General features: G+C 72.7%; 22 protein-coding genes. 13 read left to right on the top strand and 9 right to left on the bottom strand.

All coding sequences use genetic code 11. The features are described from left to right. Nucleotides 1-30: 30 nt before the first annotated feature. The 3 genes from ACP7TJ_RS03025 to ppdK all read right to left on the bottom strand — a co-directional run bounded on the left by ACP7TJ_RS03025 (nt 31) and on the right by ppdK (nt 3,977). On the bottom strand, nt 31-678 hold the full coding sequence (locus ACP7TJ_RS03025; protein ID WP_189910425.1) for a CBS domain-containing protein: 648 nt from the start codon (nt 676-678) through the stop codon (nt 31-33). An 86-nt stretch (nt 679-764) separates the two neighbouring features. Beyond that, on the bottom strand, nt 765-1,148 hold the full coding sequence (locus tag ACP7TJ_RS03020; RefSeq protein ID WP_093765504.1) for a hypothetical protein: 384 nt from the start codon (nt 1,146-1,148) through the stop codon (nt 765-767). Nucleotides 1,149-1,280: 132 nt separating this feature from the next. After that, nucleotides 1,281-3,977 (bottom strand): pyruvate, phosphate dikinase, encoded by a 2,697-nt coding sequence (ppdK, locus tag ACP7TJ_RS03015; RefSeq protein ID WP_387624697.1) that lies wholly within the window; start codon nt 3,975-3,977, stop codon nt 1,281-1,283. A 357-nt stretch (nt 3,978-4,334) separates the two neighbouring features. On the opposite strand from ppdK, the gene pflB reads away from it, so the two are divergent. The 8 genes from pflB to ACP7TJ_RS02975 all read left to right on the top strand — a co-directional run bounded on the left by pflB (nt 4,335) and on the right by ACP7TJ_RS02975 (nt 13,501). Then, nucleotides 4,335-6,593 (top strand): formate C-acetyltransferase, encoded by a 2,259-nt coding sequence (gene pflB, locus ACP7TJ_RS03010; protein ID WP_189910427.1) that lies wholly within the window; start codon nt 4,335-4,337, stop codon nt 6,591-6,593. Continuing rightward, nucleotides 6,590-7,336, top strand: a complete 747-nt coding sequence (gene pflA / locus ACP7TJ_RS03005; RefSeq protein ID WP_427761976.1) for a pyruvate formate-lyase-activating protein — start codon at nt 6,590-6,592, stop codon at nt 7,334-7,336. Before pflB ends, pflA begins: the two co-directional genes overlap by 4 nt. 93 nt (nt 7,337-7,429) lie before the next feature. Continuing rightward, nucleotides 7,430-8,128 carry a response regulator transcription factor gene (locus ACP7TJ_RS03000; RefSeq protein WP_367463475.1) on the top strand — a complete coding sequence of 233 codons (699 nt, stop codon included), beginning with the start codon at nt 7,430-7,432 and terminating at the stop codon, nt 8,126-8,128. A 210-nt stretch (nt 8,129-8,338) separates the two neighbouring features. Continuing rightward, nucleotides 8,339-10,087, top strand: coding sequence for a GAF domain-containing protein (locus tag ACP7TJ_RS02995; RefSeq protein ID WP_427761973.1), 1,749 nt, complete (start codon nt 8,339-8,341; stop codon nt 10,085-10,087). A gap of 203 nt (nt 10,088-10,290) precedes the next feature. Then, nucleotides 10,291-10,920, top strand: coding sequence for a hypothetical protein (locus ACP7TJ_RS02990; RefSeq protein ID WP_386001799.1), 630 nt, complete (start codon nt 10,291-10,293; stop codon nt 10,918-10,920). A 124-nt stretch (nt 10,921-11,044) separates the two neighbouring features. Beyond that, a complete protein-coding gene (adhP, locus tag ACP7TJ_RS02985; protein WP_189910431.1) occupies nt 11,045-12,067 on the top strand; it encodes an alcohol dehydrogenase AdhP in 1,023 nt (340 codons plus the stop codon). Between the two features lie 162 nt (nt 12,068-12,229). After that, the gene (locus ACP7TJ_RS02980) at nt 12,230-12,670 is read left to right on the top strand and encodes a pyridoxamine 5'-phosphate oxidase family protein (protein ID WP_167742626.1); all 441 of its coding nucleotides are present in this window, start codon (nt 12,230-12,232) and stop codon (nt 12,668-12,670) included. A gap of 186 nt (nt 12,671-12,856) precedes the next feature. Next, the gene (locus tag ACP7TJ_RS02975; RefSeq protein ID WP_189910432.1) at nt 12,857-13,501 is read left to right on the top strand and encodes a CBS domain-containing protein; all 645 of its coding nucleotides are present in this window, start codon (nt 12,857-12,859) and stop codon (nt 13,499-13,501) included. A 21-nt stretch (nt 13,502-13,522) separates the two neighbouring features. Here ACP7TJ_RS02975 and ACP7TJ_RS02970 read toward each other — a convergent pair whose 3' ends face one another. Continuing rightward, a complete protein-coding gene (locus tag ACP7TJ_RS02970) occupies nt 13,523-14,515 on the bottom strand; it encodes an Acg family FMN-binding oxidoreductase (protein ID WP_427761970.1) in 993 nt (330 codons plus the stop codon). Nucleotides 14,516-14,680: 165 nt separating this feature from the next. On the opposite strand from ACP7TJ_RS02970, the gene ACP7TJ_RS02965 reads away from it, so the two are divergent. The 3 genes from ACP7TJ_RS02965 to ACP7TJ_RS02955 all read left to right on the top strand — a co-directional run bounded on the left by ACP7TJ_RS02965 (nt 14,681) and on the right by ACP7TJ_RS02955 (nt 16,811). Then, nucleotides 14,681-14,929 carry a DUF5133 domain-containing protein gene (locus tag ACP7TJ_RS02965; RefSeq protein WP_093768345.1) on the top strand — a complete coding sequence of 83 codons (249 nt, stop codon included), beginning with the start codon at nt 14,681-14,683 and terminating at the stop codon, nt 14,927-14,929. Between the two features lie 110 nt (nt 14,930-15,039). Next, nucleotides 15,040-15,642, top strand: coding sequence for a GOLPH3/VPS74 family protein (locus ACP7TJ_RS02960; protein WP_367474098.1), 603 nt, complete (start codon nt 15,040-15,042; stop codon nt 15,640-15,642). A gap of 146 nt (nt 15,643-15,788) precedes the next feature. After that, nucleotides 15,789-16,811, top strand: coding sequence for an alcohol dehydrogenase (locus ACP7TJ_RS02955; protein WP_427761968.1), 1,023 nt, complete (start codon nt 15,789-15,791; stop codon nt 16,809-16,811). Between the two features lie 24 nt (nt 16,812-16,835). Here the strand turns inward: ACP7TJ_RS02955 and ACP7TJ_RS02950 are convergent, their stop codons facing one another. Both ACP7TJ_RS02950 and ACP7TJ_RS02945 read right to left on the bottom strand, forming a co-directional pair. Next, on the bottom strand, nt 16,836-18,290 hold the full coding sequence (locus tag ACP7TJ_RS02950; protein ID WP_370162704.1) for a dihydrolipoyl dehydrogenase family protein: 1,455 nt from the start codon (nt 18,288-18,290) through the stop codon (nt 16,836-16,838). A 122-nt stretch (nt 18,291-18,412) separates the two neighbouring features. Beyond that, nucleotides 18,413-19,159: an SDR family oxidoreductase gene (locus ACP7TJ_RS02945; protein WP_367491675.1), complete on the bottom strand. Its 747-nt coding sequence runs from the start codon at nt 19,157-19,159 to the stop codon at nt 18,413-18,415. Between the two features lie 243 nt (nt 19,160-19,402). Between ACP7TJ_RS02945 and ACP7TJ_RS02940 the strand changes: the two genes are divergently transcribed. Further along, nucleotides 19,403-20,470, top strand: a complete 1,068-nt coding sequence (locus ACP7TJ_RS02940) for a right-handed parallel beta-helix repeat-containing protein (RefSeq protein WP_093768349.1) — start codon at nt 19,403-19,405, stop codon at nt 20,468-20,470. A gap of 49 nt (nt 20,471-20,519) precedes the next feature. Continuing rightward, nucleotides 20,520-21,548, top strand: a complete 1,029-nt coding sequence (locus ACP7TJ_RS02935) for a methyltransferase (RefSeq protein ID WP_167742633.1) — start codon at nt 20,520-20,522, stop codon at nt 21,546-21,548. A gap of 93 nt (nt 21,549-21,641) precedes the next feature. Here ACP7TJ_RS02935 and ACP7TJ_RS02930 read toward each other — a convergent pair whose 3' ends face one another. The 3 genes from ACP7TJ_RS02930 to ACP7TJ_RS02920 are packed head-to-tail and all read right to left on the bottom strand — an operon-like array spanning nt 21,642 to nt 22,757. After that, the gene (locus tag ACP7TJ_RS02930) at nt 21,642-21,977 is read right to left on the bottom strand and encodes a TcmI family type II polyketide cyclase (protein WP_167742634.1); all 336 of its coding nucleotides are present in this window, start codon (nt 21,975-21,977) and stop codon (nt 21,642-21,644) included. Between the two features lie 34 nt (nt 21,978-22,011). After that, nucleotides 22,012-22,494 carry an SRPBCC family protein gene (locus ACP7TJ_RS02925; protein WP_093768352.1) on the bottom strand — a complete coding sequence of 161 codons (483 nt, stop codon included), beginning with the start codon at nt 22,492-22,494 and terminating at the stop codon, nt 22,012-22,014. A gap of 2 nt (nt 22,495-22,496) precedes the next feature. Continuing rightward, entirely contained in the window at nt 22,497-22,757 is a 261-nt protein-coding gene (locus tag ACP7TJ_RS02920) for an acyl carrier protein (RefSeq protein WP_093768353.1), read from the bottom strand. Between the last annotated feature and the right edge of the window lie 20 nt (nt 22,758-22,777).

The following is a 22,777-nucleotide window of genomic DNA, read 5'->3' as shown; positions in this document are numbered from 1 at the left end:
CCGAGCCCACGGGACCACTCGCCGCTCCGCTCACGGATTCCCGGTCCGGACGAGCCGGGTGGACGCCGCGCAGTCGTCGGTGCGGAAGCCGAGCCGGTTCACCACGCCGACCACGCCTTCGAGGCGCCAGACGGCGTGGACGAGCTCCGGCACCTGACTGCGCCGCTCGACGCGGCCGACGAGGGTGACGACACCGTCGCGCACGGAGACGCGGACGGCGTCGGACGGCAGGTCCAGCGCGCCGACGACGATCTCCGCGGTCACCTGGCGGCGGATGTCGTCGTCCGCGCGCAGAAAGACCCGGAGCAGATCCCGGCGGGTGGCGATGCCGATGAGCCGGTCCTCCTCGTCCACCACGGGCAGCCGCTCGATGCCACGGCGCTCCATCAGCCGGGCGGCGTCCGGGACGGACTGCTCCGGGTGCACGGTGACCGCGGGACTCGACATCACGTCCCCCGCCGTCACGGCCGGAGGCGGAACGGTGCCGTCCCGGTAGGCCTGAGCGCGTACCAGATCGCTGCCGGACAGGACGCCGAGGACCTTGTCGTCGGCGTCGACCACCGGCAGTCCGCTGATCCGGTGGAGGTCGAGCAGGCGCACCACCTCCTTGAACGGCGTCGTCCGGCGGGCCTGCACGACGTCCCTGGTCATCACTTCACCGACGGTGTGAGCGGTCATGGCGGATTCTCCTTCACAAGCGGGACGGGGAGGGCCGGCGCCGGAGGCCGGCTCCCCCGCCGGTCCGGGCGGACGCCGCGCGGCGCCTACCTTCGCGGGCCGCCGCGCCACGGGGGCGGCGCGGCCGCCCGGCGGCCGGCGTCGTCCCGGTGGACGGCGCGTCCGGTACCGGCGCACAGCCGGTCGTGGAGCCGGTCGGCGAGTTCGCGTGCGCTCGCCTCGCGGGCGTGGACGGTCACGAGGCGGCGTCCGACCCGGATGTCGGCGACGGCGGACCAGGGCAGGTCCACGTGGTGGGCCTCGGCCCGCTGGACGCGCACCTCACCACTCACGGGCGGCAGTCCCGGCCGGTCCAGGGCGGCGGCGACCTTCTCGCGGAGATAGGCGAGGGACTCCTCGTCCAGCCCGCCGTCGGCACGCACCCGCACGGCGGCGGTGGTCCCCTGGGCGCCGATGTCCTTGGCAGTCATGTGTTCCGCTCCCTCTGATCGTTCTGCGAACACCTCAAGACTGCTGCGTTTCCCGTCGGCGCCCCAGAGGCGGTCGGCCCCGGGACCGGGGGCTCCTCGGCCCCTGACCACAGGGCCGAGGAGCCCCGGGGCTCACCTGCTGTCGCTCCCCTCGGTCCCCTCCAGCGCCGCCCGGCCCGCCTCCAGGCGCGCCACCGGCACCCGGAACGGCGAGCAGGAGACGTAGTCCAGTCCCGCGGTGTGGAAGAAGTGCACCGAGTCGGGGTCACCCCCGTGCTCGCCGCACACGCCGATCTTGAGGTCCGGGCGGGCGGCGCGGCCCTCGGCGACGGCGATGCCCACCAGCCGGCCGACCCCGTCGCGGTCGAGCGTCTCGAACGGCGACGCGGGGAAGACGCCCTTGTCGAGGTAGGCGGAGAAGAACTCGGCCTCGACGTCGTCGCGGGAGAAGCCCCACGTGGTCTGGGTCAGGTCGTTGGTGCCGAAGGAGAAGAACTCGGCCTCCTCGGCGATCCGGCCGGCCGTCAGCGCGGCCCTGGGCAGCTCGATCATGGTGCCGACGGGGCAGTCGACGGTGACGCCCGTCGCCCGCGAGACGTCGGCCAGCACCTCTCGCACCTCCTCGCGTACCAGGCGCAGCTCCCGCACGTCACCGACGAGCGGGACCATGATCTCCGCCTCGGGGGCGCCGCCGGACAGGAGACGCCCGGCGACGGCCTCACCGATCGCCCGGACCTGCATGGCGACCAGGCCGGGGACGACCAGCCCCAGCCGCACACCGCGCAGCCCGAGCATCGGGTTCTCCTCGTGCATGCGGTTCACGGCGGTCAGCAGCGCGACGTGGTGGGCGTCCGGTTCCTCGCCACGGGCCTCGGCCGCGGCGATCCGCACCGCCAGGTCGGTGCGGTCGGGCAGGAACTCGTGCAGCGGCGGGTCGAGGAGGCGGATGGTGACCGGCAGGCCGTCCATCGCCTCCAGGATGCCGGCGAAGTCCCGCCGCTGGAGGGGCAGCAGGTCCGCAAGGGCCCGGTCGCGCTCGGCGTCCGTGCCGGCCAGGATCATCTGCTCGACCAGCTTGCGGCGCTCGCCGAGGAACATGTGCTCGGTGCGGCACAGGCCGATGCCCTGCGCCCCGAACCGGCGGGCACGGGCGGCGTCCTCGGGGGTGTCGGCGTTGGCCCGCACCTCCAGGCGCCGGACGGTGTCCGCCCGGGACAGCGCCCGGGCCACCGCGCCGACCATGTGCCGCGCGCCTTCGTCGCCCCGGCCGTCCTCCAGGTACCGGATGACCGCCGAGTCCACCAGCGGTACGGCCCCCGCGTACACCGCTCCCGCGGAGCCGTCCACCGAGACGACCGTGCCCTCCTCCACGACGGCGCCGTCGGCGGTGGTGAAGCGGCGGGCCTCCGTGTCCACGGTGAGTTCCTCGGCGCCGCACACGCAGACCTTGCCCATGCCGCGGGCCACGACGGCCGCGTGACTGGTCTTGCCGCCCCGGCTGGTGAGCACCGCCTGGGCGGCGATCATGCCGGGCAGGTCGTCGGGGGTGGTCTCCTGCCGGACCAGGACCACCTTCTCGCCGGCCGCGGCACGCCGTACGGCACGGGCCGTGTCGAAGACCACCGCGCCGACCGCCGCGCCGGGGGAGGCCGGGACGCCTCGGGCGAGCGCGGTGCCGGTCGCCGAGGCGTCGAACCGCGGGAACATCAGCCGGGCGAGTCCGTCACCGCTCACCCGGGCCAGTGCCTCGTCCGGGGTGATCAGCCCCTCGTCGGCCAATTCGGCGGCGAGGACGAACGCGGCCTCGGCGGTGCGCTTGCCGACCCGCGTCTGGAGCATCCACAGGGTGCCGCGCTCGATGGTGAACTCGATGTCGCACAGGTCGCGGTAGTGCCGCTCCAGGGTGTCCGTGTGCGCCCGCAGCCGGGCGTACGACTCGGGGTCCAGGCGTGCCAGCTCGCTCAGGGGCACGGTGTTGCGGATGCCGGCGACGACGTCCTCGCCCTGCGCGTCGGGCAGGTAGTCGCCGTACAGGCCGGGACGCCCGGTGGCCGGGTCACGGGTGAAGGCGACGCCGCTGCCGGAGTCGGGCCCGAGGTTGCCGAAGACCATACGCTGCACGTTGACGGCGGTGCCCAGGTCGTCGGCGATGTGCTCGCGCCGCCGGTACAGACGGGCGCGGTCGCCGTTCCAGGACCCGAACACGGCCAGGACCGCCCGGCGCAGCTGCTCGGCGGGGGACTGCGGGAAGTGCTCCCCGGTCTCCAGGTGGATCAGGTTCTTGTACGTCTCGACCAGCTCGGTCAGGTCGGACGCCGTCAGGTGCACGTCGTCCCGCACACCGCGCAGATCCTTCAGAAGGGCGAGGGAGCGTTCGAACAAGGCGGAGTCGACACCCATGACCGTGCTGCCGAACATCTGGACGAGGCGACGGTAGGAGTCCCAGGCGAAGCGTTCGCTGCCGGAGACCTTGGCCAGCCCGTGCACGGACTCGTCGTTCAGGCCGATGTCGAGGATCGTCTCCATCATGCCGGGCATGGAGAACTTCGCGCCGGAGCGGACGGACAGCAGCAGCGGGTCGTCCGGCTCTCCCAGCACCCGGCCGGCGGACGCTTCCAGGGCCGACAGGTGCGCGGAGACCTCCTCCCACAGGCCGGCGGGCTCGCCGCCCGTGGCCAGGAAGGCGCGGCACGCCTCGGTGGTGAGGGTGAAGCCCGGCGGTACGGGGAGCCCGAGCCGGGTCATCTCGGCCAGGTTCGAACCCTTGCCGCCGAGGAGGTCGGCCATGTCCCGGCCGCCCTCGGTGAAGTCGTACACGTAACGGGCCATGTCGCTGCGCTCCTAAGCGTGGGGGCGTGACGGTCCCAGCGTCGGGCGGGGGCGTGCCCGGCGCGAGGTGCCGGCCGTCCTGCCCGGGGGACCGGTCGGCCCGGGTTCACGCCGTCCGTGCCGGAAGGACCTTCGGGGGCCCTGCCGCGTCATGGCCGGGCGCACACCGTGCTCTCCGGTCGTCGGCCACCACCAGACGGCCCCGAGCCGCGCTGCGCGCCGTTCGGCACAGGGGGCCGAAGGTCCCGGCCGGACGAGGGCGGAGGGACCCGCCCTGTGCCCTGTCCGGCACTCCTCGCCGCGGGCCCGCACGACGAGCATCGACCGTGACAAGGCCGTTCGACGAGAGGACCTCTGATGACCGCGACGGTGCCGGCCGGCCCCCGAACCGCCGATGCCTGGCGGCAGTTCGCCGGAAGCGGATGGCGCGAGCGCATCGACGTGCGCGACTTCATCCAGGCCAACTACACCCCGTACGAGGGTGACGCCGCCTTTCTGACCGGCCCCACGGACCGCACGCGCGCCGTCTGGGAGAAGGTCAGCGCGCTCTTCCCCGAGGAGCGGCGCCGGGGCATCCTCGACGTGGACACCGCCACCCCCTCCACGATCACCTCGCACGCGCCGGGCTACATCGACCGGGACCGCGAACTGGTCGTCGGCCTGCAGACCGACGCACCGCTCAAGCGGGCGATCATGCCGGGCGGCGGACTGCGCATGGTGGAGAACGGTCTGAGGGCGTACGGCTACGAGGCCGACCCCTTCGTGTCGAAGGTGTTCGGGACCTACCGCAAGACCCACAACGACGGCGTCTTCGACGCCTACACCCCGGCGATGCGGGCCGCCCGCAAGGCAGGCATCATCACCGGGCTGCCGGACGCCTACGGCCGGGGCCGGATCATCGGCGACTACCGGCGCGTCGCGCTCTACGGCACCGGCCGGCTGATCGAGGCCAAGCGGGCCGAGCGCGCCCTGCTGGACGCGCGGCCGTCCACCGCGGACGTCGTCCGCGACCGCGAGGAACTGGCCGAACAGATCCGCGCACTGGGCGAACTGGCCGAGATGGCGGCCTCGTACGGCTGCGACGTCACCCGGCCCGCGACCACCGCGCACGAGGCGGTGCAGTGGCTCTACCTGGGCTTCCTGGCGGCGGTGAAGGAGCAGAACGGCGCCGCGATGTCACTGGGCCGCACCTCCACCTTCCTGGACGTCTACCTCCAGAGGGACCTGGACGAAGGGATCCTCGACGAGAGCCGCGCCCAGGAGCTGATCGACGACTTCGTGATCAAACTGCGGATCGTGCGGTTCCTGCGCACCCCGGAGTACGACGCCCTCTTCTCCGGCGACCCCACCTGGGTCACGGAGTCCATCGGCGGCATCGGCACCGACGGACGCACGCTGGTCACCCGCACCTCCTTCCGCTTCCTGCAGACCCTGTACAACCTCGGACCCGCCCCCGAGCCCAACCTGACCGTGCTGTGGTCGCCGCGGCTCCCGGACGGCTTCAAGGAGTTCTGCGCCCAGGTCTCCATCGACACCAGCGCCGTCCAGTACGAGTCGGACGAGCTGATGCGCCCGCGCACCGGTGACGACACCGCGATCGCCTGCTGCGTCTCGGCGATGGCGGTCGGCAAGCAGATGCAGTTCTTCGGCGCGCGGGTCAACCTCGCCAAGGCGCTGCTGTACGCGGTCAACGGCGGCCGGGACGAGATGACCGGCGAGCAGGTGGCCCCGGAGACGCCGCCGCTGACGGGGGAGTACCTGGACTACGACGAGCTGTCCGCCGCGTACGACCGCGTCCTGGACTGGCTCGCGCAGACGTACGTGGACGCGCTCAATGTCATCCACTACATGCACGACAAGTACGCCTACGAGCGCATCGAGATGGCCCTGCACGACCACCCCGTGCACCGCTTCATGGCGTGCGGCATCGCCGGCCTGTCGGTCGCCGTGGACAGCCTGTCCGCCGTCAAGCACGCCCGGGTGAAGGTGTTCCGCGACGCCACCGGACTGGCCGTGGACTTCAGGACCGAGGGCGAGTTCCCGGCCTACGGCAACAACGACGACCGCGTCGACGCGCTCGCCGTCGACCTGGTGGAGTCGTTCATGGCGAAGGTGCGCAGGCACCCCACCTACCGCGACGCCGAGCACACGCAGTCCGTGCTGACCATCACCTCGAACGTGGTCTACGGCAAGCACACCGGCAACACCCCCGACGGCCGGCGCGCGGGCGCCCCGTTCGCCCCCGGCGCCAACCCGATGAACGGCCGTGACCGGCACGGGGTCGCCGCCTCGGCCCTCTCGGTGGCCAAGCTCCCGTACGAGGCGGCGCGGGACGGCATCTCCCTGACCACCACGATCACCCCGGAGGGCCTCGGGCACGTCCCCGCGGAACGCGCCGGTCACCTGGTCGGCATCCTCGACGCCTACATGTCCTCGGGCGGCTTCCACATGAACGTCAACGTGCTGGACCGGGCGACCCTGGAGGACGCCATGGAACACCCGGAGAGGTACCCCGAGCTGACGGTCCGGGTCTCCGGGTACGCCGTCAACTTCGTCCGCCTCACCCGCGAGCAGCAGCTCGACGTGATCAGCCGCACCTTCCACGGATCGCTGTGAACACCACGGTCGAACCGGTGACGGGCCGGATCCACTCCTGGGACCTGTCCACGGGGGTGGACGGTCCCGGGACCCGGTTCGTGCTGTTCCTCAGCGGCTGCCCCCTGCGCTGTCTGTACTGCGCCAACCCCGACACCTGGCACATGCGGGACGGCGAACCGGCCACCGTCGACGAGGTGATGGCCGAGATCCAGAAGTACCGGGGCTTCGTCACCACCGCCGGCGGGGGAGTGACCCTCACCGGCGGCGAGGCCCTCCTCCAGCCGGTCTTCACGGCCGCGCTCCTCCGCCGCTGCAAGGAACTCGGCCTGCACACCGCCCTCGACACCTCCGGCTTCCTCGGCGCCCGCGCCACGGACGAACTCCTCGCCGACACCGACCTGGTGCTGCTGGACGTCAAGTCCCTCGACGCCCGCACCTACCGGAAGCTGACCGGCGGCGACCTCGCTCCCACCCTCGACTTCGCCGCCCGCCTCGACCGGTTGGGCAAGCGCGTGTGGATCAGGTACGTCCTGGTGCCCGGCTGGACCGACGACGAGGACGCCGTCGAGGGACTCGCCGGATTCCTCTCCGGCCTGGGCTGCGTCGAGCGGGTCGACATCCTGCCGTTCCACAAACTCGGCGCCGCCAAGTACGAGGCGCTGGGCGTCCCCTTCACCCTGCGGGACACCCCGGTCCCCGACAGGGCGCTCGTGGAGCGGGTACGGGCCCAGTTCCGCGGACACGGCCTCGCGGCCCACTGAGGCGGGCGGGAGCGGGCCGGACGGCCCCGGTCCTCGGCGGTCCTGGGAGGATGAGGAGTCCGACGGAGACCGAGGCATCACGAGGAGCATGCGATGGCGCACAGCGAGCAGGACGACAGCACGGGGAACCCGGTCAAGGTTTTCCTCCTGGACGACCATGAGGTGGTACGGCGAGGAGTGCACGACCTGCTGAACGACGAACCGGACATCACGGTGGTCGGAGAGGCGGCGACGGTGGAGCAGGCTCTGATCCGGGTTCCTGCCCTGCGCCCCGACGTGGCCGTCCTCGACGTGCGCCTGCCCGACGGAGACGGAGTGACCGTCTGCCGTGAGCTGCGGTCGAAGATGCCGGACCTGGCCTGCCTGATGCTGACCTCCTTCGACGACGAGGAGGCGCTGCTGGATTCGATCATGGCAGGCGCGGCCGGGTACGTGTTGAAGCAGATCCAGGGATCCGACCTGGTCACGGCCGTGCGGACGGTGGCCCGGGGCCAGTCGCTGCTGGACGCCAGCGCCACGGCCAAACTGATGGCACGGCTACGAAGCGCCGGGGAGCAGCCGGCCGAGGAGCCGGACGTCCTGCCCGGCCTGACCGACCGGGAACGCGAGATCCTGGACCTCATAGGCGAGGGGCTGACCAACCGGCAGATCGGTCAGCGGCTGTACCTGGCGGAGAAGACGGTCAAGAACCACATCTCCCGGCTGCTCTCCAAGCTCGGCGTGGAACGCCGCGTGCAGGCCGCCGTCATCGCCACCCAGGCGCGTGACCGCATGCGGACCGAAGACCGATAGGGGGCGTGGTCCGTCAACGGTCGCGTCGCACCGGCCGCCTGCTCGTCCTCCTCCCTCGCACAGGGCGGCCCTGCCGCCGGAACTGACAGTTCCGGCCGGCCGGGCGGCAGGGTGATCGCTGATCCCTTGTCGTTCTCCCTGTTCGAGCCGCTACCGTGACGGTTGAGCGATACGGCTGCCGGCACGCGGTGAGGCGTTGGAGGAGTAGCGGTGGAGAACGCCGAGGAAGCCCGTGAGGCACGGGTGCGACTGCCGCAACTGCGGCTGGACGAGTTGCTGGAGGAGCTGCAGGCCCGGCTGGACGCGGCCCGCGGCACCAGGGACCGGGTGCACAGTCTGCTGGAGGCGGTGCTGTCCGTCGGCCGTGAGCTGGACCTGGAGCAGGCGCTGCACAGCATCGTGGAAGCGGCGGCGGCACTGGTCGACGCGGAGTACGCGGCCCTCGGCGTGATCGGTCCGGACGGCGAGCGCCTGTCCGCCTTCCACACCGTGGGGGTCAGCGACGAGCAGATCGCCCGCATCGGCCCCTACCCGGAGGGGCACGGCATCCTCGGCGAGCTGATCCGCCGTCCGGAGCCGCTGCGGCTGGCGAAGCTCTCCGACCACCCCGCCTCGTACGGCTTCCCGGCCCACCATCCGCCGATGAACAGCTTCCTCGGTGTTCCGATCCGGGTGCGGGACCACGTCTTCGGCAATCTGTACCTGACCGAGAAGCGCGGCGGCCAGCAGTTCGACGAGGACGACGAGTCGGTGCTGGCCACCCTGGCCGTGGCGGCCGGCGTGGCGATCGACAACGCCCGCCTGTACGAGGAGTCCCGGCTGCGCGAACGCTGGCTCCAGGTGAACGCCGAGATCACGCACACCCTCATGTCCGGCGCGGACCAGGGCGGGGTGCTGCCGCTGATCGCCGAACGGGCCAGGGAGATCACCGGCTCCGCCCTGAGTGTGGTGGCCATGCCGGTGAGGGGTACGGACACACTCGCCGTGGAACTCGCGGTGGGCCAGGAGTCCGACGCGTGGCGCGGGGTCGTCCTGCCCGCGGAGGGGACCCTCATCGGGCAGGCGTTCGTCCAACGGGCGTCCGTCAACAGCCCGGACCTCGCACGTGACGCGCGACTCTCGGCCGGACTTCCGCGTTTCGAGGGGCTCGGGCCGGCCGTCGCCGTGCCGATCGGCTCGGGCGACGACGTCCGCGGTGTGGTTCTGCTGGTCCGGCAGTCGGGTGGCCATGAGTTCTCCGAGAAGGAGACCGAGCCGCTCCAGGTCTTCGCCGCCCAGGCCGCCGTCGCGATGGAGCTGGCGGAACGCCGCGCGGACGCCGAGCAGATCGCCCTGCTGGAGGACCGTGACCGGATCGCCCGTGACCTGCACGACCTGGCGATCCAACGGCTCTTCGCCACCGGCATGACGCTGCAGAGCGCCGACCGGTTCATCCAGCACGAAGGGGCCTCGGACCGGGTCCAGCGGGCCGTGAACGACCTCGACGAGACCATCAAGATCATCAGGTCGACGATCTTCGGCCTGCGCTCCCGCGAGGACGACGCGGCGCCCGGCCTGCGCTCCCGCGCGGTGCGCGCGGTGGGCGAGGCCACCCCGCTGCTGGGCTTCGCCCCCAGCGTCCGCATGGAGGGCCTGCTCGACACGCATGTGCCCGCGGAGACCACCGACCACGTCCTGGCCGTCCTCACCGAGTCCCTGGCCAACATCGCCCGGCACGCCCGCGCGGACCGCGCCGACGTCGTGCTGGAGACCGACGGCAAGGAGGTCCGCCTGACGGTCACGGACAACGGCGTCGGCATCCCGGCCGGAGGCCGCCGCAGCGGTCTGACCAACATGGCCGAGCGAGCACGGAAGCTCGGCGGCGACATGGAGCTGGAGAACCCGGCAGGAGGGGGAGCACGGCTCCTGTGGCACGCGCCGCTGGGACGGTCCGCGGACGACGTCGGTCCCGCCTCGTGACGCACGGCGTCAGCCGCCTGCGGCCGAGCCGGGATCCCGCGCCGCCGTCCCGCCGTGCCGCAGGGGGGTGGCCGAAGGTCCCTGTCGTCAGGGGCTGTTGAGTCTTCGGGTGCGGACCTTCGGCGTCGGGCGCGGGGTGACGGGAGCCGGGAGAGTGGGTGGTGTCAGGAACCGACCGGAGTCCGTCTGTAGGGATCACCGTCATGTCCGTGCACCAGCCCACACATCGTGGTTCAGGTTTCCATCTGCCGTCGTTCCGCGGGAACCGCGCCGTTCCCGCGCCGGGGGAGGCGGTGTCGGCGGAGGCCGGCGCGTTCACCGCACGGGCCGGCGTCCTCGCCTCGGCGCGGGTCCTGATGGGGTTCGTCTTCCTGTGGGCGTTCCTCGACAAGACGTTCGGCTTCGGTTACGCCACCGCCTCGGGGAAGGGCTGGATCGACGGTGGTTCGCCCACCGAGGGCTTCCTCGGGCACGTCGCGGTCGGTCCGATGGAGTCGACGTTCCATGCCTGGGCCGGGGACGCCTGGGCGGACTGGCTGTTCATGCTCGGCCTGCTCGGGGTCGGACTGGCGTTGACCGCCGGAGTGGCGCTGCGCCTGGCGGCGCTGGCGGGGACGGTGATGATGGCGCTGATGTGGGTGGCGGAGTGGCCGCCGGCGAAGCACCTGTCGGACGGGTCGGCGAGCATGTCGACGAACCCGTTCGTCGACTACCACCTGATCTACGCGGTGGTCCTGATCGCGCTGGCCGCGGTCTCGGCCGGTGACGCGCTGGGTCTGGGCCGGCTGTGGGCCCGGCTCCCGATCGTCCGTGACCACCGGTGGCTGCGCTGAACACGGCCGGTGGGGCGGCTCCTCCCAAGGACCCGTCCCACCGACCTGCCACGCCACCGCCCCCGTCGACGTCGTCGCGCACGACTGACGCGGCCGGCCAAGAGACACCGAAGGAGAAGGCATCATGAAGGCAGCGGTCGTCCGGGAGTTCGGCAAGCCCCTGGTCATCGAGGAGCGCCCCGACCCGGAACCCGGCCCCGGTCAGGTCCGTGTCCGTGTCGAGGCGTCCGGTCTGTGCCACACCGACATCCACGCCGCGCACGGCGACTGGCCCGTCAAGCCCACCCTGCCGTTCGTGCCCGGCCATGAGGGCGTCGGCCTCGTCGAGAAGCTCGGCGACGGCGTGACGCACCTCGCCGTGGGGCAGCGCGTCGCGGTGCCCTGGCTCGGCAAGGCGTGCGGACGGTGCGAGCACTGCCGGTCCGGCTGGGAGACCCTCTGCGAGAGCCAGATCAACACCGGGTACGGCTGCGACGGCGGGTACGCCGAGAAGATGCTCGCCTGGGCCGACTTCGCCCAGCCGGTGCCCGAGGGCGTCAGTGCCCTCGACGCCGCCCCCCTGACCTGCGCGGGTGTCACCACCTACAAGGCGCTCAAGGTCGCGGACGTCCGGCCAGCCCAGCTCGTCGCCGTCTCGGGCGTGGGCGGACTGGGCCACCTGGCGGTGCAGTACGCGAAGATCGCCGGGGCGCGGGTCGCCGCGATCGACGTCACCGACGACAAGCTCGCACTCGCCCGGGAACTGGGCGCGGACATCCTCGTCGACGCCCGCACCCAGGACGTCGGCGCCGAGCTGAAGCGGCACGGCGGCGCACACGCGGCCCTCGCCCTCGCCGTGAACCCGGCCGCCTTCACAGCCGTCAACTCCGGGCTGCGGCGCGGCGGGAAGCTCGTGATGGTGGCCCTGCCGGCACACGGCACCCTCCCGGTCCCGATCTTCGACACCGTCCTGAACGGCACATCGGTGATCGGCTCCATCGTCGGCACCCGCCAGGACCTCGCCGAGGTCTTCCAGCTCCACGCCGAGGGCCGCACACGGGTCATCCTGGAGACCCGCCCGCTCACCGCCGTCAACGACTGCATCGACGAGGTCCTGCGCGGTCAGGTCAAGGCCCGCATCGTGTTCGACCTGGGCGCCGGAGGCTGAGCGCGACTCGAGCCCGGGGCCGTCGGCCGGGCGGCTCCGCCGGCCTGACCGGGCGAGGGCCGTTCCGCGGCAGGCCGGGGACGGTCGGCCCTCGCCGCCGGCCACCGCACACGGGAAGGATGGAAGACGGCACCGGACCACGCACGGGAAGACGACTGGCTGATGTACCGCAACGACGGATTCCGCGAACTGAACCGGCAGGAGAGCCTGAGCCGGCTGGCCCAGGTGACCGTGGGCCGCATCGTGCACACGCGTGACGCTCTGCCCGCCGTCCTGCCGGTCAACTTCCTCCTGGAGGAGAGCGGCGCCGTGCTGCTGCGCACCTCGGCCTCCTCGGAGCTCGTCCGCGCCGTCGACGGCGCCGTGGTCGCCTTCGAGGCCGACGAGGTCGACGTCGCGGCACAGTCCGGCTGGAGCGTCGTCGTCACCGGCTCCGCCTCGGTGGTGACCGACCCCGACGAGCACGAGCGCCTGGTCCGCACCGGGCCCCGGTCCTGGGTGCCCTGGCCCGTGGAGGTCTTCGTGCGGATCGAGCCGGAACTGGTCACGGGCCGGGAGCTGGTCGGCGGGCGCACCTGCTACGGAGTCAGCCTGCCGTCGTGAGCACCCGGCCACGCCCGTACGGCTGCACGCACCTCCCTGCCAGGCCGGCCGTCACTGGTCACCTGAGCAGCGCGGTGTTGTCATGGGTAGGGAAGGCGGCGTGCAGGGGTGTCGACGCACCGCACGTGGTCCGCCCGGGCGGTCCGACCGCGGCCGCCCCGTCGTGACGCGGAGGAGACCGATGTCATGCTGCACCGTCGCACGGTCGGAGACGTGATGACCGAGGAGGTCGTCACCCTCCGCCCCACCACACCGGTCCAGGAGGCGGCCGCCCTGCTGGACGCGAACGACATCGTCGCGGCACCGGTCGTCGACGAAGGCGGCGCCCTCGTCGGCGTCGTGTCCGCGTCCGACGTGCTGCGTCACGAGACCGGCACGCCTGATCCGCAGGGACAGGGCGGGACCGACGAGCGCGCCTGGAGCAAGGCCCGGGCACGGACCGCGGGCGAGCTCATGAGCAGCCCCGTCTTCACCGCCCGCGCCGACTGGACGATCCCCCGGGCCGCGCGGGAACTCCGCAGGCGACACGTCAAACAGCTGCCGGTGGTCGGCGACGACGGGCTTCTCACCGGCATCGTCACCCGCAGCGACCTGCTCGACGCCTTCATCCGCCCGGACGCCGAGATCCGCGGCGAGGTCGAGCAGGACGTCCTGGGGCGCATCCTCGGCCTGGAAGAAGGCACCGTCGCCGTCGAGGCCCAGGACGGGGTCGTCACCCTTCGGGGACACGTCCCGGAACCGCGTCTCATCCCGGTGGTCGTCGGCCTGTGCCAGGGCGTCGACGGTGTCGTCGCGGTGGACGCCCGCCTCTCCGCCGGTCACGCCGGCTAGCCCGCGCCGGCGGCGGGCCGGTCACACGATGTCGAGAACGTCCGACACCGGGCGGCGGGGGGTCGCCGGGCCCCTCGGGCCGTAGCCGATGCGCAGCACCATCTGCACCTGCCCCGTGCCCGATCCCGGGTCGCGGACCAGCAGGCGCAGCTCGGGGGTCTCCAGGGCGTGGGACGTCAGCGAGGTGGCCAGGTCGGCCAGAGTGGCCTCCAGCAGTACCCGTTCGAGCGCCTGCCCGGCGCGCAGCCAGTCGGCAGGGCCGTCACCGGAGGTGCTCAGCAGGGCCAGGTGCGGGGTGTACTCGAAGGTGGTGGTGCCGCGGTCGGCCACCGGCCGGCGCCCGGCGAAGTCCCGTACCGGAGCTCTGCCGTCCCGTTTGCGAGGCCCGAACGCGTACTCGGGGACGCCGTCGACGGCCGTGTCCGCCTCCGCCCCCAGCCGGGTCCAGCGGATGAGGTCCTCACGGGCGTCGGCGTCCATGACGTCCCGGCTCTCCGCGTCGCGAATCAGATCCAGCACCGTCTCGGCATGCCAGGCACCCGGGAAGAGCAGAGTGGCCGACTCACGCGCGGCAGCGTCCCGCAGCATGGTCCGCACGTCCTCGGGGACGTCCTTCTCCGCGAAGGGATGACGGCTGGTGTGCCGCTGCCGGATCGCCGCATGCAGCCGCGCCAGCTCGTCGTCCCGCCCGCCCCCGGTCTGCTCGGTCAGACGGACGGCGGCGAGCAACAGCGGATCCTGCGGCTCGGGCAGCAGCCGGACCTCCGGGGCGAGGCCCGCGTGCGCGGCGGCGACCCGCATGTTCAGCAGTGCCGCCCCGCAGCCGATGTGCAGCGCCCGGTCACCGGGGTCGGAGCGGGGCATGGCTCGCTCCTGATCGGCGTAGAGCAGCAGGAGGCGTTCACCGGTCAGGAAACGGAAGCGCCATGGCTGGGCGTTGTGCATGGACGGCGCCAGCGTGGCCTCGGCCACCAGTGTGGTCACCGTCTTCTCGTCGAGCTGTCGCACGGCCATGGCTCCTCCTCGCACCCGCACGAAACGCGGGCCCACTCACCACGTACCCGTCGAGCGGACCACCGGACACCACACCCTGACAGGAATAGACCTCTCCCCGCGGGGCAACCGGAAGCCTGGCACCCCGCCGGGGGGCCGCTTTCGACGAGGGGAGACGGAGCGATCATGATCATGCCGGCGGAGAAGGAGCTGCGGGCTGTGCTGGCGCGGTTCGCGCAGGCGCGGATCGAGCACGACGTGCTGCCCACCGGCCGTACCAGCCGTGCGCTCGAGGACGCCACCTACACGCTGTGCGTGATCACCGGCTCCCGTACCGTCGAGCAGGCCCTGCGCGCCGCCGACGCCCTGCTCGACCGGTACACGACGGGTCGCGCCGCCGGACTCCGCCAGGGGGACGAGACGCTCGCCGCGTGACGGCGTGACGAACTCTCGGTGCGGCAGCGGCAGTTCGTGCGGGACGCGCCGGGCGCGTACGGGTGTGCGACCGTGGAGGTGACGGCCTCCCGCCCGGACCGGAGTTGACCATGACCACAGCGCGTGACCTGGCCCTCGTCGCCGCCGACCCGCAGGACAGGACCGTGGTGGAGCAGGGCGACCTGTCGCTCGCCCTCGCGGGGGCGGAGCTGATCGACCTCCTCGACGCCGAGGCCCTCACCCTCGACGGCACCCTCCTGGTCCCCGCCGGGCCCGCGCCGGCCGGCGATCCCCTGCTGTCCGAGGCCGCGCGGTGGCTGGCGGACGGCGGACCCGGCGAGACCGTGGACGACTGGCTCTGGCGCCGGGGCCGCGACCTCGCGGGGCGCTACCGGACCGTCCTGGAGGAGGAGGGACTCGTCGCGCCCGAGCGGCGGAACCGCAACCCGCTGCGGCGGCAGCGCACCGCACCGGCCGACCCGTCGGCGGCCCGGGCGGCGGGGGAGCGCCGCTCGTCGGGCGAGCCCGTGCTCGGCGTCCTCGCGGCCGCCGCCGGACTGACCGAGCAGGGCGCCGAGGCGCCCGACGGACTCGCCGACGACCGGACGACGGTGCTGGCCGCGGTGCTCCAGGCGGTCACGGAGCTGGCCGGTGAACGGCAGCGCCGCACCATCGAGACCGCGGCCTTCGACAACATCTGGCGCGGCGACTGACCGTCGCCGGTCCACCCGGCGCGGTCCGGCCGTCCCGTGTTGCCGCCCCCGTGCACCGATGGTGGGATGGACCCTGCGTCCGCCCCGACCCGTCCGGTGCGCGGACGACACCCCCGCACGGTCGCCGCCGGCCCCGGAGTGACACCATGAACACGTACCGAGTCGCCCAAGTGCCCGCCGCCAACGGGACGTTCGAGATCGTGGAACGCGAGGTGCCCCGGCCGGGCCCGCGGCACGTACGCATCGCCGTGGAGGCCTGCGGGGTCTGCCACAGCGACGCCCTGTTCGTCTCCGCCGGCATGCCCGGCGTGCGGTTCCCGCTCGTGCCGGGGCACGAGGTCGCCGGCCGCATCGACGAACTCGGCGACGGCGCCGACGAGATGGGCTGGCAGGTGGGGGACCGGGTCACCGTCGGCTGGTTCGGCGGCAGCTGCGGTCACTGCGTCCCGTGCCGCCGGGGCGACTTCATCGTCTGCGACACCCTCAAGATCCCCGGCTACGCCTACGACGGCGGGTTCGCCGAGGCGATCGTCGCGCCCGTCGACGCCCTGGCCCGCATCCCCGACGCGCTCTCCGCGGTCGACGCGGGACCCATGGCCTGCGCGGGCGTCACCACGTACAACGGGCTGCGGCGCAGCAGTGCGCGGCCGGACGACCTCGTGGCGATCCAGGGCATCGGCGGCCTCGGCCACCTGGCCGTGCGGTTCGCGGCGGCCATGGGCTACGAGACGGTCGCGATCGCGCGCGGCGCGGAGAAGGCCGACCTCGCCGGGCAGCTGGGCGCCCATCACTACATCGACAGCACGGCGGGGCCCGTCGCGGAGGCGCTGCAGGCGCTCGGCGGGGCGAAGGTGGTCCTCGCCACCGCGGGCGACTCCGAGGCCATCGCGGAGACGGTCGACGGCCTCACCCCGCGCGGTGAGCTGGTCGTCATCGGGGCGACCGCCGACCCGATGCCCATCAGCCCCTTCCAGCTGATCCTCAAGGGACGGCTGGTACGCGGCCACCCCTCCGGGACCGCACAGGACGTGCGGGACACCATGACCTTCGCCGCCCGGCACGGGATCCGCCCCATGACGGAGATCCTGCCGCTCGGCGAGGCGGACACGGCCTACCGGAAGATGCTGGACGGCAGCGCCCGCTTCCGTATGGTGCTCACCCCCGGCTGACCCCAGGCCGACCCCCGCGGCCCCTCAGGCCGCCGTGCCGTCGCTGTCCCGGTACGTCTCCAGGATGCGCAGCCACACCTCGCTGATCGTGGGGAACGCCGGGACGGCGTGCCACAGCCGGTCCACCGGCACCTCGCTGGTGACGGCGACGGTCGCCGAGTACAGCAGCTCCTGGACGCCGGGACCGACGAAGGTCGCCCCGACGACGTTCCGCCGCTCGGTGTCGACGATCACCCGCGCCCGGCCCCGGTACCCCTCCGCGTACTGCACCGCGCCGGCGATCTTCCCGATGTCGTAGTCCACGACGTCGACCTTCAGCCCCGCCCGCTCCGCCTCCCGCGCGGTCGGACCCACCGACGCCACCTCCGGCTCGGTGAAGACGACCTGCGGCACCGCGGCGCTGTCGGCGGTCGGGGCGTGCCGTCCCCACTTGCCGTCGTCGAGCGGCTCGCCCTTGGCGCGCGCCCCGATCACGGCGCCCGCGATCCGCGCCTGGTACTTGCCCTGATGGGTCATCAGGGCGCGGTGGTTGACGTCCCCGACGGCGTACAGCCAGCCCTCCGGGACCTCCGGCACACGGTAGGAGTCGTCCACCGGCAGCCAGTCGCCCGGGGTGAGACCGACCGTCTCCAGACCGATGTCCCCGGTGTGCGGAGCGCGGCCGGTGGCGAACAGGATCTCGTCCGCGACCACGGTGTCCCCGTCGTCCGTCGTGATCCGCACGGGCCCGTCCCCGCCGTCCTCGCGCTCCACCGCGGCCACCGACCTGCCGAACCGCACGTCCACCCCGGCCTCGCGCAGCGCGTCCGTCACCATCTCCCCGGCGAAAGGCTCCATCCGGCCCAGCAGCCCGCCCCGGACCAGCATCGTCACCCGGGAGCCGAGCGCCCGGAACGCCGTGGCCAACTCCACGGCCACCACCCCGCCGCCGACCACCGCGAGCCGCTCCGGCACCTGCCGCGCCGCCGTCGCCTGCCGGTTGGTCCACGCACGGACGTCCGCGAGCCCCGGCAGGTCCGGGAACGCGGTGACCGTGCCCGTGCACACCCCGACCGCGTGCCGCGCGGTCAGCTCCACACGCTCCCCGTCCGGCGTGTCCACGACGACCTGGCGGGGGCCGTTCAGCCGGCCGTGCCCGCGCACCAGGTCCACGGAGACCGAGTCCAGCCATTCCACCTGATCCGCGTCCTGCCAGTGCGCGGCCATCGCGTCACGGTGCTCGAAGACGGCGGGCACGTCGAGGGGGCCCTCGACCGCCCGGCGCAGACCCGGGACGCGCCGGGCGTCGGCGCGCGCCAGCACCGGGCGCAGCAGCGCCTTGCTCGGTTCGCACGCCCAGAACGAGCATTCGCCGCCCAGCAGTTCGTTCTCCACGATCACCGTGGTGAGGCCGGCGGCGCGGGTGCGGTCGGCGAGGTTCTCCCCCGTCGGTCCCGCTCCGAGAACCACCACGTCGTAGGCCGGGGAAGTGCCGTTCATGCCCGCCTCCGTGATCTCGGATGGTCGACTGGGCGACGTCCTTCCAGTGTCCACCTCCGGGCAGGACCTCGCCCGGCGTGCGGGCGGGGTGGGACGCACCGGTCACGGCCGCCGCCGCGTGGTCAGGGCGGCACCAGCTGCTGGCCGCCGTCGACGTCGTACGTCGCGCCCGTCACGGCCTCGTTGACCATGAGGTGCAGGATCACCGCGGCCACGTCGTCCGGGCCGACGACCCGCCGTATCGGGAGGGTGGCGCGCAGTCGCTCGCGGCGCGCCTCGAGCCGGTCGCCGAGGAGGGACGCGGACAGGGGCGTGTCGACGAAGCCGGGCGCGACGAGGTTGACCCGGACCGGCGCCAGCTCCACCGCCAGACTCGAGGTGAGCGCGGGCAGGGCGGCCGTCAGCGCCGAGGTCACGGACGCGCCGACGCCGGGACGGCGGCCGCCGGTCCCCCCGACGAACACCAGCGTCCCGGCGTCCCGCACCACGGCGCCGCCGTACTTGGCGACTGCGAGGGTGAGGGCCAGACGCTCCCCGACATGGGCGCGCGCCTCGTCGACGTCGAGGTCGGCGAGCGTCGCGTAGAAGGGGGACCCGGCGGTCGACACGACGTGGTCGACGGGGCCGGGCAGGGTGTCGAAGAACTCCCGGAGGCGGCCCGTGTCGGCGGCGTCGAGGGGCGCGGACCGCTCGGCCCCGACCTCCTTCGCCGCGCGCTCCAGCCGCTGCGGATCGCGTCCCGCCATCACGACCCGGCCGCCGTGCCGACGTACCTGACGTGCCGTCGCGAGTCCGATGCCGGAGCTCGCGCCGATCACCACCACGGACTGGTCCGCGAGGTCCTGAGGGAGAGGGGTGCCGGTCGCCATGGGCGCCTCCCGACGTGTTCGCGCGGGACGGGCGGCCGGGCGTCGCGCCGCCGGGGCCGCGTTCCCGACGCTACAGCGGGGGGCACCCGCCCACCAGCCGAGCGGGTGAGCGGTCGGATCGGGAGGCTCGGAACCGGTTCCGCGGACGGGCGGAACACGGCCCGCGGAGGACGCCGACGGGCCCGCGCCCGGCTGGGCGATCACCGGTGGCGGGCCGTCAGGGCCGCTCATAGCTTCGGCCTCATGAACAAACGTCACATCGCGTATCTCGCCTGCACCACCGCCATCGTGGCGGTGGGGATCGGCGCCGCGCCCTCGACCTCGACCCACCAGTGGGCCGTGCACCGCGTACAGCCAGGGCAGTCCATCCAGAAGGCCGTGGACGCCGCCAAGCCGGGGGACACGGTCCTGATCGCGGCCGGCACCTACAAGCAGAGCGTCGACATCACCCGCTCGGGCATCACCCTGCGCGGCGACGCCGACGGCCGCACCGTCCTGCGACCCCCCGCGAGCGCCGGCACGTCCGCCTGCGCCAAGGCGGGCAACGGCGTCTGCGTCACCGGCACCGACAAGAAGCCGGTGAAGAACGTCTCCGTACGGTCCCTGACCGTGCGCGGGTTCGCGAAGAACGGCGTGTGGGCGACCGGCACCGAGAACCTCAAGGTGCGCTACGTGACCTCCGAGAAGAACGGCCAGTGGGGCATCGCCACCGAACGCTCCACGCACAGCGTGATCAGCCACAACGTCACCCGGAAGAACGGCGACGCCGGAGTGTTCGTCGCCAACACCGTCGACACCGAGGAAGGCGCGCGCGACGCGAAGAGGACGGTGGTCCGCTTCAACGAGACGGCGGAGAACCGGGTCGGAGTCACCGTCCGGCGGCTGCGGAACCTCAGCGTCGACCACAACGAGGCCACCGGCAACTGCGCCGCCGTGTTCGTCGTCGGCGACGAGTCGAAGCCCCGCGCCGGAAACCTGAGCGTCGCCTGGAACCACGTCCACGCCAACAACAAGTACTGCGCCAAGACGCCCCGGCTGCCCTTCCTCCAGGGCTCGGGCATCGTCCTCACCGGCGTCGAGGAGACCCGGGTGGCGTTCAACCGGGTCGAGAACAACAAGGGCACCTCCCCGCTGTCCGGCGGCATCGTGCTGTTCAAGAGCCTCGTCGGCACGCCCAGCGAGCGCAACGACATCCGCGACAACCTGGTGACCGGCAACAGCCCCGCCGACCTCGCCAACCGCGACACCTCCACCACCAACACCTTCAGCCGCAACACCTGCACGCTCTCCGAACCCACCGGAATGTGCTGACCGACCGACCTGCCCCATCCACGGCGCAACAGCAGAAGCGAGGCAACGGATGACCACCGTTGATCCGGCTCCCCCGCCGCCCATGCGGCTGAGGGAGCTCGTATTCGGAGCGGCGTGCGCGGCCGCCGTACGCGCGGCCGTCCGTCTGGGCGTGCCCGACGCGCTGGACGACAGCCCCATGACCGTCGACGACCTGGCGGCGGCGGTGAAGACCCAGCCGCACACCCTGCGGCGGCTGCTGCGCGCGCTGTCGTGCCAGGGCGTCTTCACCGAGAACCCCGACGGCACCTTCGAGCACACCGAGATGTCCCGGCTGCTGCGCGAGGACGACCCGCACAGCCTGCGCTACATCGCCCTGTGGTGCACCGAGCCCTGGACCTGGAACGTCTGGCCGCGGCTGGACGAGGCGGTGCGCACCGGCGGCAACGTCTTCGAGGAGGTGTACGACCAGGAGTTCTTCACCTACCTCAACGAGTCGGCGCCCGAGTCCGCCCATGTCTTCAACCGGGCCATGACCACCTCCAGCGAGCAGTCCGCGCGGGACGTCGCCCGGCTGCTCGACCTGGACGACGCCGACTCCGTCGTGGACATCGGCGGCGGCCAGGGGCACGTCCTGGCCAGCCTTCTGGAGAAGCACCCCCGCCTGAGGGGCACGCTGCTCGACCTGCCGGGCGTCGTCGAGAACGCCGACCCCCGGCTGCGCGACGGCGGCGCGCTCGCCGACCGGGCCCGCGTCGTGGCCGGCGACTGCCGCGAGGACGTCCCCGTCGAGGCGGACGTGTACATCATCAAGAACGTACTGGAGTGGGACGACGACAGCACCCGCCGCGTGCTCGCCGCCATCCGCCGCTCGGCGCGCCCCGAGGCCCGCGTCGTGGTGATCGAGAACCTCGTCGACGACACCCCGTCCATGCGCTTCACCACCGCCATGGACCTGCTGCTGCTCCTGAACGTCGGGGGCGCCAAGCACACCCGGCAGAGCATGGTGGACCGGCTCACCGGCGCGGGCCTGGTCATCGGCGAGATCCGCCCGGTCAACCCGTATCTGCACGCCTTCGAGTGCACCGTCCCCGGCTGATCCTCCACGCACGGGCGCACACCACGAGGCCGCCGGCTCCGCGACTGACGCGGAACCGGCGGCCTCGTGGTGCGGTGTCCCGAGTGCGGCGGCTCAGGAGCCGGCGCCGCGCTCCCAACGGTAGAAGCACTGCGCCATGGCGTCCTTCGGGCCGCGCCACGTGGCCGGGTCGTACGGGCTGACGTACGCCTCCAGCTCCTGGCTGATGCGGCGGAACTCGGGGTGCGAGGCCACCTTCGCGATGGCGGGCGCCGGGTCCTGCTCCGACTCGATGAGGTGCAGGTACACGTCGTCCCCGAACTGGAAGAGACGGCGCCGGCTGACGCCGACCAGGTGAGGGAGCTCACCCCGGTCCGACGCGGCGAACACGTCGGCGATGTCCGGCGCCGAACCGGGCTTCATCCGGGCGACGATCAGGGCGTGGTGCATGGGATTCCTTCCGGGTCCCCGCAGGGACCGGTGCTCAGCGCGAGGACGCGACGGACGCGGTCTCGGACTCGCGGGCGGCCTGCTCGATCTTGTCCCGGATGAGCGCCATCTGGGTGCGGGAGTTGCGGTTGATGTTGTCCGTCATCCAGTCGTCGTCGACCGGCGCGTCGGGCTTCATCGCGAAGTCCTGCGTCCAGCGCATCTCGATCCCGCCCGGCACCTGCTCGTACTCCCACACGATGTCCATGTGGGCGAACGGGCCGGTCTCGACGCGGCGGGCGCGCACCATCCGCTTCCCGCGGTCCGGGGTGCGCTCCGACACCCAGCTCCACACCTTGCCGTTCTCGTCCGGGTGCATGGTCAGCCGGAACGTCGTCGTGTCGCCCTCCCGGGAGAGGATGTCCACCGACGCGTACTCGCTGAACAGCCGCGGCCAGTTCTCGAGGTCGTTGGTCATCTCCCAGACGAGGTCGAAGGGAGCGTCGATGGTGATGCTGTTCTCGGTGTGTCCTGCCACTTTCAGGCTCCAGCCGTGAGGGTGCTGTTGACGAGGGCGAGGAACTCCCGGGGCGTCCTGCACCGCTCCGAGTCGGGCGGCAGGGACGCGCCGTACCGGTTCTCCAGCTCGCCGACGATGCCGAGCAGGCCGAGCGAGTCGAGACCGAAGGAGTCGAAGGGGGACTCCGCGGCGTCCTTGAGTTCCTTGGGGTCGACGGTGATGCCGGCCGCCTGCTTCATCAGGGCGGCCAGTTCGTCGAAGGTCACTTCGGTGGTGATCATGGGTGACTGCTCCTTCCCCG

This window comes from Streptomyces sp. DSM 41931, assembly GCF_050271085.1.
GTDB lineage: Bacteria > Actinomycetota > Actinomycetes > Streptomycetales > Streptomycetaceae > Streptomyces > Streptomyces albogriseolus.
This window is presented reverse-complemented; position numbering and strand designations above follow the sequence as displayed.